Consider the following 13,531-nt stretch of genomic DNA (forward strand, 5'->3'; position numbering starts at 1 on the left):
AAACAATATCTACAATCAATCCCGTTTTCGTTGCATGAGATTAAATTTGGTGCTACTCGTCGCGCACGGAAAACAAATCATCATGACGGAGGCAAACATGCAACGGGTTCTCGCAATGCTGGCGGCGCTGGCCCTGGCCCTGGGCACCGCCGGGCCGGGTTTCGCGCAGGACGGGCAAACCGACGCCCAGGGCCGGGAGCCCGCCCTGCGCCTGCCGGAGATGGTGGTCATCGAAAGCCCCATCATCGAAAACAACATGGTGGACCGCTTCGGGGCCCTGACCACGGTGGTCGGCCAGGAGCAGATCGAGCGCCTGGGCGCGGTGGACATCAGCTCCGCCCTGCGCAAGACCCCGGGCGTGACCATCACCCGCTACAACCAGGTGGGCTCCTTCGGCGGCGCCGAGGGCGGCGCGGTGTTCGTGCGCGGCATGGGCTCCACCCGCCCGGGCTCGGAAATCAAGACCTATATCGACGGGGTGCCCATGTACATGGGCCCGTGGAGCCACCCCCTGCTCGACCTGCTGCCCGCGGACATGGCCTCGGCCATCGAGGTCGTCAAGGGCCCGCAGCCCCAGACCGTGGGCAACACCTTCAGCGCCATCAACATCGTGCCCCGGCAGCACACCGACGAGGGCTTCAGCACCACCGTATCCGCCGCCGGGGGCAGCTTCGGCACCGTGGCCCAGAGCCTGAGCCACGCGGGCCGCGTGGGCGACTTCGACTACCAGCTGGGCGAGAGCTTCCGCTACTCCAACGGCCACCGCGACAACGCCGACGGCCGCCTGACCTCGGGCTTCGCGAACATGGGCCTGCGCCTGAACGACACCTGGACCGCCCGGCTCCTGGCCCTGGCCATGGACAACTACGCCGACGACCCCGGCCCCGACACGCCCGGCGGCGTCTCCGAGGGCCGCTACGAAACCCGGGCGCGCATGGCCGCCCTGACCCTGTGCAACCAGACCGACGGCGCCCACGGCGAAATCAAGTTCTTCGCCAACGGCGGCGAAGGCGTCTGGAGCGACAACGTGCCCGGCGGGGTGAAGAAGAACCGCAACGAGTTCTGGTACTTCGGCATGCACGCCAAAGAGATCGTCGAGTTCGCCCAGGGCGGCGAGCTGCTGCTCGGGCTGGACCAGGAATGGTGGGACAGCATCGTCAGCTACGACTATTTCAACGGCACCGAGAACACCCTGAACACCCCGCAGTTCGCCCTGACCATGCCCTATCTGGCCGTGAGCCGCGCCCTTGGCGAGCGCGACGGCTGGCACGCCACGCCCTCCATCGGCGCCCGGGGCTACCTCCACAACCAGTTCGAGAACCGCCTGGCGCCCTTCGCCGGGCTTGTGGTCGGCCACGACGACACCGACCTGCGCGTCAACGTCGCGCGCGGCGTGAACTACCCCGGGCTGGACGTGGCCATCGTCTTCCCGGCCAGCAAATGGAAGCAGCTCGATCCCGAGGATGTCATGCACTACGAGGTCGGCCTGAGCCACCGCTTCGGCGACCTCGCCGTGGTCGACCTCGCCGTCTACCAGGACAAGGGCAACAACCGTTATTCCTTCGTGCTGCCGCCCTTCCCCCCGACGTGGACCAACACCGAGGACTTCGACATCCGGGGCATGGAGGCCTCGGTGCGGGTCAACCCGCTGCCCGAGCTGTCCCTGTTCGCCGGGCTCACCGTGCAGCGTGTGACCCCCGACGACATGCCCTACGCCCCCGAAACCTCCGTCAGCGGCGGCTTCAACTGGCGTTTCCTGGAAAAGTTCACCCTCAGCGCGGACTGCGAGTATGTGGACGGCATGTACGCCCTGCGCCAGGCGCGCAAGGTGGGCGACCAGAATACGAGCCGCGTGGGCAGCCACTTCCTGGTCAACTCCCGCCTGGGCTGGGAGTTCGAGCTTGCGCAGTGGGACGCCCGGGGCGAGCTGTTCCTGCTCGTCCAGAACCTGACCGACGAGGAATACGCCTACCGGCCCGACTACCCCATGCCCGGCATCAACGGCATGCTCGGGGCCAAGCTCACCTTCTAGCCAGGGGACCGCATGCCCGCAAGCACCCAAACCCCTCCCGCGGCGGACGGCGCGCAGCTCTATGCACAGCTGCGCGCCGCCTCCGGGGGCATCAAGCGCTTCCACGCCCTGCGCGCCGCACTGGACGCAGGGCTCTTCGAACACCTGGAGCACCCCCGCGACGCCGACGCCCTGGCCGGGCAGCTGGGCCTGGACCCCGGGCTGACCCGGGCCCTGTGCGCCCTGCTGGGCGAAATGGACCTGCTGCGCCGCGAGCCCCGGGGCTGGCGGCGCACGGAGCTGGCCGCCGCCTTCCTCGACCCGCGCTCCAGCCTGTACCAGGGCGAGGTGCTGCGCTGCATGGAGGAGGGCTTCGACCTGTGGCGCAGGCTGCCGGAGCTGCTGCGCCAGGGCCCGGTGGACATGGCCCGCGAGCAGGTCTTCAAGGGCAACTTCATCGACGCCCTGGGCCGCGAGGGCTTGCTGCGCGAGATCCGCGCCTGCGCCCGGGCCGTGGCCGCCGCCCCGGGGTTCGCCCAGGCCCGCCTGGCCCTGGACCTGGGCGGCGGCCACGGGCTGCACGCCTGGTCGCTGTGCGAGCTCAACCCCGGGCTGCGCGCCGTGGTCCTCGACACCCCGGGCACCCAGCCCGTCTTCGAGGCCTTCGCCCGCGAGTTCGGCTACCAGCGCATGGAGTTCCGCCCCGGGCACCTCGTGCGCGACGACTGGGGCGGCGGCTACGACCTGATCTTCTTCTCCTACAGCCCCTGGGGCAAGCAACGGGGCATCCTGGAGCGCATCCACCAGGCCCTGGCCCCGGGCGGCCTGTTCGTGACCAAGCACGCCTACTACAACACGGGCGAGGGCTCCAAGAGCCCCCTGGTGGACCTGGACTGGCTGCTCACGCGCTTCCCGGGCATCGACAAGGGCCCCAACGTCTACCGCTTCGCGGGCGACATGGCCCGCGAGGAGTTCCTGGCCTTCTTCCTGGAGCGCTACGAGCTGCTGGCCCAGCTCGAAGCCCGCCAGTTCGCCTCGCCGGACCTGGACAAGTTCGGCGACCGGCTGGACAGCCAGCTCCTCATCGGCCGCAAACGCTAGCCTCCGGAGGTTCTCCGTGTCCGCGCGCCTTTCCGCCGCCCTGTGCCTCTGCCTGATCCTTGCCTGCGCCAGCGCCGCCCGGGCCGAAGCGCCGCCGCGCATCCTGGCGGGCACGACCCTGGTGGCCGACGTGCTGCGCGACCTGTGCCCCCAGGGCGCCGAAATCCGGGTGCTCATCCCGGGCGGCGCCTGCCCCGGCCACTTCGACCTCAAGCCCGGCGACCTGGCCCTGGTCCAGGACGCCCGGGCCGTGATCCTGCACCAGTGGCAGAAGGACATGGCCGCCATGCGCAACCTGCTGCGCGCCGCCCAAAACGAGGCCCTGGACGCGGACTACCTGCCCGAGCCCGAAAACCCCATGCTGCCCGCGGGGCAGCTGGCCCTGACCCGCGCGGTGCAAGACGCCCTCCAGCGGCGCTTCCCGGCCTGGAGCGGCCATGTCCGCGCCCGGGCCGAGGCCCGCGCCGCGCGCATCCAGGCCGTGGAGCAAGAGCTGCTGGCCGCCTTCGCGCCCCTGCACGCGGCGCGGCCCGCGGCGCTCTGCTCGGCCCTGCAGGCGCCCCTGGCGCGCTGGGCCGGGCTCCAGGTGGCCATGACCTACGGCCGCCCCGAGGAGCTGACGCCCGGGCGCGTGGCCGCGCTGCTCGAAGCCGGACGCGCCGCCGGGGTCAGCCTGGTGATCGACAACATCCAAAGCGGCGTGGGTGCGGGCCGGGGCCTTGCCGAGGAGCTGGGCGCCCGCCAGATCGACCTGACCAGCTTCCCCGGCGCCCTGGACGGCGCGGACACCTGGGAGGACGCCCTGCGCGCCAATGCCCGCCTGCTCCTGGCCGCAGCCGGGGAGCCCCGGCCGTGACCCCCCAGGGCGGGCCCCACCCCGCGCCAGACTCCGCGCCGGACGGCCTGGCCGTCCGGCTGGACAACGTTTCCGCCGCCTACGGGCGCCATGTGGCCATGCGCGAGGTGTGCCTGAGCATGCGCCGGGGCGAGTTTCTGGGCGTCATCGGCCCCAACGGCGCGGGCAAGACCACGCTGCTCACCGTGCTCAACGGGCTGGCGCGCATCGTCGGCGGGCGGGCGGAGGTCCTGGGGCGGCCGCTCACGCCGGCCACCGTCGGCGACCTGCGCAAGCGCATCGGCTATGTGGCCCAGCTCCAGGAGATCGACCCCCTGCTGCCCATCACCGTGCGCGAGTCGGTGCTCACGGGCTGCTTCGGGCGCGTGGGGCCGCTGCGGCGCGTACCGGCCGCCGCCCGGCGCCGGACCGACGAGCTGCTGGCCCTGGTCGGGCTGACGGAGCTGGCCCGCCGCCCCCTCGGGCACCTCTCCGGCGGCGAGAAGCAGCGCACGGCCATCGCCCGCGCCCTGCTCCAGGAGCCGGAGATCCTGCTCCTGGACGAGCCCACGGCGGCCCTGGACTGGCAGGCCCAGCGCGGCATCCTGGCCCTGATCCAGGAGCTGCACGAACGCTTCGGGCTGACCACCCTCATCGTGACCCACGACCTGAACACCCTGCCCGCCGTGTGCTCGCGCGTGGCCTACATGAAGGCCGGGCGCGTCACCTGGAGCGGCAGCCCCCGGGAGGCCGTGGACGGCGCGCGGCTGTCGGCCCTGTACAACATTCCCATCCATGTGGTGCGCCACGGCGGGCGCGACCATATCATCGGCTGAGGGCGTCATGGACTGGTCGCTGCTGCAATACGGATTCATGCACAAGGCCCTGCTGGCCGGGCTGCTGGGCGGAATCGCCTGCGCCCTGACCGGGGTGCTGGTGGTCACCATGCGCATCTCGGCCATCGGCATCTGCGTGGCCCACGCGGCCTTCGCCGGAGCGCTGCTGGGCATCCTGCTGGGCGCGGGCCCGCTGGGCCCCGCGTTCCTCACAAGCTTCCTGGTGGCCGGCATCCTCGGGCCGCTGACGGACAAAGCCGACGTGGCGCCCGACACGGTGGTGGGCATCCTCTTCTCGACCATGCTCGGGCTGGCCTTCCTCTTCCTCGGGCTGATGACCGGCCCGCGCACCGAGGCCCTGGACCTGTTCTGGGGCAGCATCCTCACGGCCACCTGGTTCGACATCAAGGTCCTGGCGGCGGTGACGGCGGCGCTGCTGCTGGGGCTCGCGCTCTTCTTCAAAGAGATCCAGGCCGTGCTCTGCCACCGCGCAGTGGCCCTGGCCGTGGGCGTGCCCGCCACGCTGGTCTATTACGCCATGCTCTTTTCCGTGGGCGCGGCGGTGGCGGCCTCGCTGCGCAGCATCGGCGGGCTGCTCATCTACGGGCTGATCATCAACCCGGCGGCGGCGGCCTATCAGCTCTCCTACAGCCTGAAGCGCATCTTCGTCCTGGCCTGCCTGTTCGCCGTGGGGTCGAGCTGGGGCGGGCTGCTGCTGGCCACCGTGCTCGACGTTCCGGCCGGGGCCATGATCGTGCTGCTGTCCACGGGCATCTTCGTGGCCGCCACCCTGCTCTCGCCCAAGTCGCCGCGCGCGGCCTCCTTCCTGCACCGTCTGCAAACCGCCTTCTCCGGCCGCGTGAGCGCCCGCGACAAGGCGCGGGAGAACACGCCATGACCGCCAACCCCCGTGTGGCCTTTTTCGATGTCGAGGCCGACGCGCCCTGGGCCGCCGCGCCCTACGGCGCCGACCACGCCCCCAAGCTGGAGCGCTTTTTCGCACGCACCGGGCCCCTTGCGGGCCGCACCCTGCTGGAGCCCGGCTGCGGCACCGGGAGGCTGACCGAAATCCTGGCCCGGGCCGTGGGCGAACACGGCGCGGTGCACGCCTGCGACATCAGCCCGCGCATGTGCGCGGCGGCCAGGGAGCGCCTGGGCGGGCTGCCCCAGGCCACCGTGAGCCTCGCGGCCATGGAGCGCCTGCCCCTTGCCCCGGCCAGCATGGACCTCGTGGTCTGCCACCAGGTCTTTCCCCACTACGAGGACAAGGCCGCCGCCCTGGCCTTCGTCGCCCGCGTGCTGCGCCCGGGCGGCGCGCTGCTGGTCATGCACTTCCGCGACCGAGCGGCCATCAACGACGTGCACCGCAAGGCGGGCACGGTGGTCGAGCAGGACATGCTGCCCGACCTGGAGGCCATGGACGCCCTGCTTACGGCCGCGGGCCTGCGCCGCGAGTATTTTTCCGACGACGCCACCCTGGGCTACCTGCTGCACGCCGTGAAATAGCCGCGCACGGGCCGGGGGCCAGGGTACGGGCCGGGGGCCAGGAAGCGCGGGAGAGGGCGAAAAGAAATCGGGCCGCGACGGGCCGCGCCCGCCAGCTTTCCGCCTCTGCCTTTTTGTCCGGCGCCCCCCGCCCCCCGGCTCCCGGCGCGGGCACCCCCGCCCCGCATCCCTCCGGCGCCCTTTGTCCGGCAGCCATTGCGGCCATCCCGGCCCAAGCCCGGACGCCCCCCGCGCTCCGGGCCTGTTTCGCCCACGCGGCTGCGCGGGCTTCGCCACGCGCCCGCGCCCGGCACATCCCCGCCCCCCGGCGCGGCGGACTCCGGTTCGGCCCTGCCCTCCCGGCGCCCCCTCCCGCAACACATCCACACCCGTTCCGCCGCGAACCATGCGACGGGCAAAACGGATTCGAAAACACTTGACTTTGATGATTTTGAATTTCAATCTCACTGCGAGCCGGGCGAAAACGCGTGCCCGCCCGGCTCCGCCCCGCGCGGACCGCCGCCCAGGGGCTCCCGCAACCGGCGCGCCCCGCGCCGCCCGGCCCCGCCCGGGACGGGCGCGCACCACGAGGGGACCATGCACAAGACCATCAAGGTGAATATTTCCGACACCGTGGCGGACACCCTGTTCATTCCGCTGTACATGCGCTGCCTGGAAACCCGCAGGACGGACAGGATCATCGAGGATCCCGAGGCCTGCCGCATCGTCGAGGCCGTGGACTACGACTTTTCCAAATACGACCAGGCCACGCGCAGCCAGGTGGGCACCTGCATCCGCGTGCGCTTCTTCGACGACGTGACCCGCCGCTTCATCGACGCCAACGCCGACCCCGTGGTGGTCAACGTCGGCTGCGGGCTGGACAGCCGGGCCCACCGCGTGGGCGCGGACAAGGGCGTGTTCTACAACGTCGACCTGCCCGAGGTCATGGAACTGCGCGACAAGCTGCTGCCCCCCGACGGGCGCAACATATCCATCCACCAATCCATGTTCGACACATCCTGGATGCGCTCCATCCGGGAGAACCATCCCCAGGCGCGCTTCCTGGTCCTGGCCGAAGGCGTGTTCATGTACTTCAGCGCGCAGGAGATGCGCCCGCTGATCCAGGCCCTGGCCAGCATCCTCACCCCCGGGGAGCTGGCCTTCGACGCGTGCTCCAGCTTCGGGTGCCGGCTGTCGTCGCGCCACGACACGGTGAAGAAGACCAACGCCCGCTTCCGCTGGGGCCTGGACGACAACGCCCAGCTCCAGCAATGGGCCCCCAACCTGACCCTGCGCCAGGTCGAATACTACATGGACAAGGAGCGGCACCGCTGGGACTTCACCTCGCGGCTCATGGCCCTGCTGCCGCCCTTCGCCAGGGCGTTCCGCATGCTGCACTACCAGGCGGCGCAGGCCGCGGGCTAGCCGACTGCGCAGGCCGCGGGCGCCGGAAGCCATCCGCCCCGCGGCCCGCGCGCAGCGACCGTGCCCCCCGCCCGCGCACCGCGCCCGCGCGACACTTCGCCCCAAGATCTTCCCCCCACGGACTCTTGCAGCCAGACCAACACGCCACCGGCCCCTCCAAAAACAGCGCCTCCGGGTTGAGGCGCACTTTTGCGGTTGCCTCCCGCGCGCTTCCGGGCTATGGCTCTTTCCGGAACGCGGCTGTCCCGCGCCTACAAAAAGACCAGTAGATGAAAAAAAAGAGTAGCAAACGGCCCATGACACTGTACTCCACGCTTTCCGCCACGACCCCGGCGCCCCTGTCGCGCGCCGCCAAGGTCACATAGAAGCGCCCACAAAACCGTATGGTTGCGAGGGGGCGTTTCCAGTGCGCCCCCTCTTTTTTTATCCCCGGCCCGCGCGGCGCCGGGCGCCCCACCGCGCCCCCGCCCAGCGCGGCAACGACAAACAGGATCAAGGAATCAGGACATGCTCGACATCGCCTCGAAATCCACGGCGGCGCTGCTGCCCACGGACATCTTCTTCCAGACGGCCTACTGGGCGCAGGTCAAGGCCCGCCTGGGCCTCAAGCCCCTGGCTTTCGACCTGATCACCGCCGGGCCGTGGGGCGACGTGCTCGTGCTCTTGCGCCGCTGGGCCGGGCGCGCCGTGGCCGTCGTGCCCCAGGGCCCGGAGTACGCCCCGCCCGCCGAGGACTACGGCGTCTTCCTGGAGCGCTTCTCCCTGGCCCTGGCCAAAAGCCTCGGGCCCGAGGTGGCCTTCATCCGCTACGACCTGCCCTGGGCGTCGCCCTACGCCGACGACATTCGCGAGAGCGGCCTGCGCGCCTTCCCCGAGGCCCGGGTGCGCGAAATGCGCATGAACATGGGCACCGAGCACTGGAACCTGCGCAAATCCTTCGAGGACCTGACCGTCGCCAGCTCGCTGGTGGTGGACATCGGCCCCGGCGAGGACGCCATTCTCGACGCAATGAAACCCAAGACGCGCTACAATATCGGCCTGGCCCGGCGCAAGGGGGTGGTGGTGGAACTCGGCGGCCCCGAAAGCCTGGCCGATTTCCACGCGCTCTATCGCCAGACGGCCAGCCGCAACGGTTTCACGCCGTGCAGCCTGCGCCATTTCTCGGCCATGTTCCACGGCCTGCTGGCACGCCCCGGGCACACGGAGCTGCTCTTCCTGCTCGCCCGCCACGGCGCGGACATCCTCGCGGGGGCCATCGTCGGCATCGCCGAGGGCGCGGCGAACTTCCTCTATGGCGCCTCGGGCAACATCAAGCGCAACCTCATGGCTTCCAGCCTGATGCACTGGGAGGCCATGCTCCACGCCAAGCGGCGCGGCTGCCGCAGCTACGAGATGGGCGCCGTCTCCCCCAGCGACGACCCCACACACCCCTTCCACGGCCTCTACCGCTTCAAGACCGGCTTCGGCGGCAGGATCGAATACCGCAGCGGCTCCTGGGACTATCCCCTGGACCACGAAGCCTACCGCGACTTCCGCACCGCCGAAAAACTCGCCCGCCTGGACGTGGGGGCATAAGCCCCCCGCCCAGCCCCGCCCCCGCCCAGCCCCGGGCAAGGCCGAACCCCGAGGGGAAATACCCCAAAAGAAACAGCGGTCTACGGCTGGTTATGCCGTAAACCGCTGCCAAATATGGCGGGCAATACAGGACTCGAACCTGTGGCCTTTGGCTCCGGAGGCTGACTATACGGGAATCACACGCGCGGGCGTTTGCAGGAATACAGTCATAACCATTGCATAATAAAGGCTGTTTCTGTAAAGGACAAACACGCGTCGTCACGTTCCCAGCTAGCAGGAGGCTAGCAAAACCGTTTTTTGGCTCGCAATAGGCTAGCAAAATATGGGCAGGCAGAAAACCAAATTCACCGGCGTCTATGCCCGCAGGAGCGATACCCGCCGCTTCCAGGGCCGCCCCGACGAATGCTACGACATCTCCTACCGGCAGCCGGACCGGCGCTTCGTGTGGGAGAAGATCGGCTGGAAGTCCGAGGGCTACACGGCGGCCATGGCGGCGGAGATCCGCGCGGAGCGGCTGCGGGCCCTGCGTCATGGCGAGATGCCCTCCGTGCGCCGCCGGTCGCGCGAGCTGACCTTCGGCCAGGCGTGGGCGCTCTACTACGAGAAGCAGCTCGCGCCCGCCCACGCATCCACGCGCAAGCACCCCGACCACTCGCGCTATGACGCGCACCTGGCCCCGCGTTTCGCGGACACCCCGCTCTCCGCCATCACGCCCCTGGACCTGGAGCGCATGAAGCAGGACATGCAGCGCGCCGGGCAGTCGCCGCAGAGCGTGAAGCACGCCCTGGCCCAGGTCCGGCGCGTCTACCGCAAGATGATCGCCTGGGACCAATGGTTCGGGCGCGTGCCCACGGACAAGGTGGACATGCCCGAGTTCGACAACCGCCGCCACCGCTGGCTGACGCCCCAGGAGGTCACCCTGCTGCTGGCCGAGCTCGGGCGCCGTTCCGTGCAGTGGCAGCGCATCAGCCTGCTCAGCCTGCACACGGGCATGCGCGCCGGGGAAATCTTCGCCCTGCACGGGCACGACCTGCGCCTGGACAGCGGCGAGATCCACGTCCTGCATTCGCGCAAGAACGCCGAAGGCCGCACGGTGTACATGACGCCCAGCGTCCGGGCCATGCTTGCGGACCAGGGCGCGGCACCGGGCCGCCCGGTGTTCACCGCGCGCACGGGCGCCCTGCTGCGCGAAGTCAGCATGACCTTCAACCGCGCCGTGGACGCCCTGGGCTTCAACGAAGGCATCAAGGACGCCCGCGCCCGCGTGGTCTTCCACACCTTGCGCCACACGTTCGGGAGCTGGCTGGCGCAGGCGGGCGTGCCGCTCTACGACATCGGCGAGCTCATGGGCCACGCGGAGGAGGAAACCACCCGGCGCTATGCCCACCTGTGCCCCAACCGCCAGCGCCGCAGCGCCGCCATCATCGAGGCCGCATTCAACGGCGACGCGCTCACCGCTGGTCATAGGTCTTCACCCTCCGCCCTTGCAGATACGCTTCGAGATCTTTTCGACGGTACAGGATGACCTTGCCGTCCTTGACGAAGGACGGCCCGCGCCCCTGGGAGCGCCAGTTGCGGAGCGTCCCGGCCTTGATGCCGTAGAGCTGCTCCACCTCTTTGTCGCTCAGGGCCTCCCGGCGTTGCAGGGCGTCCAGCGCCCTGCCCTCGCGCGACCCGAGGGCCACGCCGCCCACGGCCTCGCGCACGGCCTCGGCCACAACGTCCCGCACCTGCGCCAGCGGCAGCACGATGATCTCCGATTGCATCCGTGGTTCCTCCTACTCAATCGATAATTGCAATATCAATAGTTGTATTCATTGGGGGAAATTTGCACCCAAATCTTCCCTCGCCAACAGCAAACATGGGCATGTATGCTCGGAACGCAGTTCCTCGAATTCGCTTTTCAAGCCGAAAACCCGGAGGAACTATGGACTCGTACCAAACCCTGACCCTCATCTTTCAAGCCATGGGCTTTGTCGTCGCCCTTGTGGCCGCGCTGGCGGCCATTGTCGCTGCCGTTGCCGCCTTGGCCGCCATTCGGAACAAGGACGGCAAATGAGCTGCCCGGTGCTCAGCCCAGCAACCCCGGCAGCACCGTCTGGAAACCTTCGGCCCGGCGCACGGCGCGCACCTCGGGGCCGCGAAAAGTCCGCAGATGGTCGGGGCAGATGCGCCCCCCCATGTGCTGGAAGCCGATCCAGAAGCCCCGGTCGTCGTGGCGATGCACCCGCACCACCGCCGCCACCCGCCTGCCCCGTTGCAGCAGCACGTCCATGCCCGGGCGCAGCATGGTCAGCCCCTGCGCCGCGCGGCCTCGCCGCACAGCCCTTCCAGGGCGCCCAGCTCGGCGGCCAGCAGCTCCGCCCGGCGGCGCTGGCCCCTGGCCTCGCCGGGCTCGCCGCCGAAATGCCGCAGGGCGTCGGCCAGGGCCTGGGCGGTCATGGCCGCGCTGAGCGCCACGGCCCGCATCTCGCGCTCGGCCAGCCCCGGGTCCAGGGCCAGCCGCGCCCCGCGCGCCGCGCGGCGGATGCCGCTGGTCGTGAAAAGCATCTTCATCGTTCCTCCCTCCTTGCCTTCGCGGCCCAGGCTAGCGGCAGCACTCGCGCAGGCCGCAGACGCGGCATTTCCGGTAGTCGTGGTGCGAATCGTGGCCATCGGGCTCCCACTCGTGGGCGCAGCAGGCTCGCAGGGCCCTGATGGCGTCCTCGCGCTTGCGCATCTCCCGCTCGTGGTGCCCGCGCTCCTGCTCCAGGCGCGCGATGGTCTCAGCCGTCATGTTCGTCTCCCGCGCCGCCCGCCCCGGCGCCCGGGGCACCTGCGGCTCCGGGGGCAGCCCGTCCAGGTTCGTACACAGGGCGCACCCCGCCTCGGCCAGGATCAACGCCGCCGCCACGTTCTCCACGGGCTGAAGCAGCATCCGCCCTGCCAGCAGCGTCCGCCCGAAACTATCCACGCCGGGCCTCCCGGCGCCGGGCCCGGCGCGCGGCCAGCTCCGCCAGCCAGACCACGACCTGGGCCACGCCCAGCGTCCCCAAAATCATGAGCAGCGTCCCGGCCACACAGGCGGTCTCCACGTCCCACCAGGCCGGGGCCGTCACCCGACCCTCCGCAGCACCACGCCCCGGTAGCCGCAACGGCGCAGATCGCGCAGCAGCCAGGCAAAGGCGCGCAGCCCCGGGGCCAGCTCCATGCGCCGCGCCACCAGCTCGCCGTGGCGGTTCTCCGCCGTCAGCTCCAGGCGCACGGGCCGCAGGGCCGATGGCGCGCCGGGCAGGGCCGGATGCGGAACGGGGACCAAGGCCGCCAGGAGGGCCAAATCCTGGCCCGGGCCCTGGGCCGCATCGGGCCCGCAGTGCGCGGCCAGCATCAGCGGTCCCCCGTGGGCAGCGAGCGGTCCATGCCGCCGCGCTCCCGCCCGGCCTGCGCCCCGGGGGCGGGCAGCAGCGGCGCCCCAAGGCGCTTGCAGACCCCTTCGAGCACCACCAGGGCGTGCAGCACGTCGCCCTTCTCGCCCGCGCCGAAGCGCCGGTGCCCGCCCAGGGCCAGAGCCGCGCCGCGCGCCTCGTCGATGGCCCGCTTGAATCGTTGCACAGGGTCCATGGCGTCCTCCTTCGGGGGTTGCGGGGGCGGGGCCGGGGCTTGCGCCTGCACGGCCCGCGCCCCCTGGTTGTGGAGGTGCAAGGGGCTCGTTGCGCCGGGGGATGCGGGGAGGCCGACCGGAGGGGGGCGGCCCGCCTCCCCGCTTTGGAGGGGATCAGCCTCCCCCGGGGCAACAAACCAGGATCAGCGGTGCAGGGCCTCGTCATGCACGGCGTGCAGCCCGGAGAGCGTGGCCGTGACCTCCTCCATGAGCCCGTGCAGCTCGCGGATGAGCCTGCGCGCCTCGTCGGGGCTGATGGTCCCGTCGGCCACGCTGCGCTCGCCCACGCGGGCCACGTCGCCCAGCTCGCGGAACATGCGGCCCATGGAGAGCACCAGCGTGGTGGCGTCCATGGGCTCGGGGTCGAAGCGCAGCCCGCCCAGGCGCACCTGCGTGTGCAGCCAGTCCAGCAGCAGCGTGTTGCCACAGGCCACGCAGAAGCGCGCCACCGTGGGCAGGCTCGGCCAGTAGTTCTCGGAGGAGAAGATGCGGTTGGCGTTGGAGGCGGCCCAGCCGACCTCGGCGGCGATCTCGTCGCGGGTCTTGCCGGAGCGGCCCACGGAGAGCTGGATGGCGTCGTACAGGCTCAGCTTGTCGAGCTTCAGGGGCATGGTGCGTTTTCC

At 70.5% G+C, this 13,531-nt stretch carries 18 protein-coding genes; 10 read left to right on the plus strand and 8 right to left on the minus strand.

Annotated features, from left to right (window positions below; genetic code table 11):
* The first annotated feature begins 97 nt into the window (after positions 1-97).
* The 9 genes from M0P34_RS07515 (at position 98) to M0P34_RS07555 (ending at position 10,793) form a co-directional block, all read left to right on the plus strand.
* A complete protein-coding gene (locus M0P34_RS07515; protein WP_291498044.1) occupies positions 98-2,032 on the plus strand; it encodes a TonB-dependent receptor plug domain-containing protein in 1,935 nt (644 codons plus the stop codon).
* Between the two features lie 12 nt (positions 2,033-2,044).
* Entirely contained in the window at positions 2,045-3,112 is a 1,068-nt protein-coding gene (locus M0P34_RS07520; RefSeq protein WP_291498046.1) for a methyltransferase dimerization domain-containing protein, read from the plus strand.
* Between the two features lie 16 nt (positions 3,113-3,128).
* The gene (locus M0P34_RS07525; RefSeq protein WP_291498048.1) at positions 3,129-3,968 is read left to right on the plus strand and encodes a zinc ABC transporter substrate-binding protein; all 840 of its coding nucleotides are present in this window, start codon (positions 3,129-3,131) and stop codon (positions 3,966-3,968) included.
* Entirely contained in the window at positions 3,965-4,783 is an 819-nt protein-coding gene (locus tag M0P34_RS07530) for an ABC transporter ATP-binding protein (RefSeq protein ID WP_291498050.1), read from the plus strand. Before M0P34_RS07525 ends, M0P34_RS07530 begins: the two co-directional genes overlap by 4 nt.
* 7 nt (positions 4,784-4,790) lie before the next feature.
* On the plus strand, positions 4,791-5,681 hold the full coding sequence (locus M0P34_RS07535; protein WP_291498052.1) for a metal ABC transporter permease: 891 nt from the start codon (positions 4,791-4,793) through the stop codon (positions 5,679-5,681).
* Positions 5,678-6,289: a class I SAM-dependent methyltransferase gene (locus tag M0P34_RS07540; protein ID WP_291498054.1), complete on the plus strand. Its 612-nt coding sequence runs from the start codon at positions 5,678-5,680 to the stop codon at positions 6,287-6,289. The genes M0P34_RS07535 and M0P34_RS07540 overlap by 4 nt, the downstream gene beginning before the upstream one ends.
* A 576-nt stretch (positions 6,290-6,865) precedes the next feature.
* The gene (locus M0P34_RS07545) at positions 6,866-7,693 is read left to right on the plus strand and encodes a class I SAM-dependent methyltransferase (protein ID WP_291498055.1); all 828 of its coding nucleotides are present in this window, start codon (positions 6,866-6,868) and stop codon (positions 7,691-7,693) included.
* A gap of 507 nt (positions 7,694-8,200) precedes the next feature.
* Entirely contained in the window at positions 8,201-9,268 is a 1,068-nt protein-coding gene (locus M0P34_RS07550) for a peptidoglycan bridge formation glycyltransferase FemA/FemB family protein (protein ID WP_291498057.1), read from the plus strand.
* Between the two features lie 322 nt (positions 9,269-9,590).
* A complete protein-coding gene (locus M0P34_RS07555; RefSeq protein WP_291498059.1) occupies positions 9,591-10,793 on the plus strand; it encodes a site-specific integrase in 1,203 nt (400 codons plus the stop codon).
* Here the strand turns inward: M0P34_RS07555 and M0P34_RS07560 are convergent.
* Positions 10,720-11,034: a helix-turn-helix domain-containing protein gene (locus M0P34_RS07560; protein ID WP_291498061.1), complete on the minus strand. Its 315-nt coding sequence runs from the start codon at positions 11,032-11,034 to the stop codon at positions 10,720-10,722. The two genes, M0P34_RS07555 and M0P34_RS07560, sit on opposite strands and share 74 nt — an antisense overlap.
* Positions 11,035-11,195: 161 nt before the next feature.
* Between M0P34_RS07560 and M0P34_RS07565 the strand changes: the two genes are divergently transcribed.
* Positions 11,196-11,327, plus strand: coding sequence for a hypothetical protein (locus M0P34_RS07565; protein ID WP_291498062.1), 132 nt, complete (start codon positions 11,196-11,198; stop codon positions 11,325-11,327).
* 12 nt (positions 11,328-11,339) lie between these two features.
* Here the strand turns inward: M0P34_RS07565 and M0P34_RS07570 are convergent, their stop codons facing one another.
* The 7 genes from M0P34_RS07570 to M0P34_RS07600 form a co-directional block, all read right to left on the minus strand.
* The gene (locus M0P34_RS07570; protein ID WP_291498064.1) at positions 11,340-11,558 is read right to left on the minus strand and encodes a hypothetical protein; all 219 of its coding nucleotides are present in this window, start codon (positions 11,556-11,558) and stop codon (positions 11,340-11,342) included.
* 2 nt (positions 11,559-11,560) lie between these two features.
* Complete coding sequence (locus M0P34_RS07575; RefSeq protein ID WP_291498066.1) at positions 11,561-11,824, minus strand: hypothetical protein; 264 nt, start codon at positions 11,822-11,824, stop codon at positions 11,561-11,563.
* Positions 11,825-11,855: 31 nt separating this feature from the next.
* Positions 11,856-12,221 carry a hypothetical protein gene (locus tag M0P34_RS07580; RefSeq protein WP_291498067.1) on the minus strand — a complete coding sequence of 122 codons (366 nt, stop codon included), beginning with the start codon at positions 12,219-12,221 and terminating at the stop codon, positions 11,856-11,858.
* Positions 12,214-12,366, minus strand: coding sequence for a hypothetical protein (locus M0P34_RS07585; RefSeq protein ID WP_291498069.1), 153 nt, complete (start codon positions 12,364-12,366; stop codon positions 12,214-12,216). The genes M0P34_RS07580 and M0P34_RS07585 overlap by 8 nt, the downstream gene beginning before the upstream one ends.
* Positions 12,363-12,635, minus strand: coding sequence for a hypothetical protein (locus tag M0P34_RS07590; RefSeq protein ID WP_291498071.1), 273 nt, complete (start codon positions 12,633-12,635; stop codon positions 12,363-12,365). The genes M0P34_RS07585 and M0P34_RS07590 overlap by 4 nt, the downstream gene beginning before the upstream one ends.
* A complete protein-coding gene (locus M0P34_RS07595) occupies positions 12,635-12,868 on the minus strand; it encodes a hypothetical protein (RefSeq protein WP_291498073.1) in 234 nt (77 codons plus the stop codon). The genes M0P34_RS07590 and M0P34_RS07595 overlap by 1 nt, the downstream gene beginning before the upstream one ends.
* Before the next feature lie 183 nt (positions 12,869-13,051).
* On the minus strand, positions 13,052-13,531 hold a 480-nt coding region (locus M0P34_RS07600), incomplete at its 5' end, for a phage regulatory CII family protein (protein ID WP_291498075.1).

Origin of the sequence: Desulfocurvus sp. (assembly GCF_023230885.1) — a bacterium.
GTDB lineage: Bacteria > Desulfobacterota > Desulfovibrionia > Desulfovibrionales > Desulfovibrionaceae > Desulfocurvus.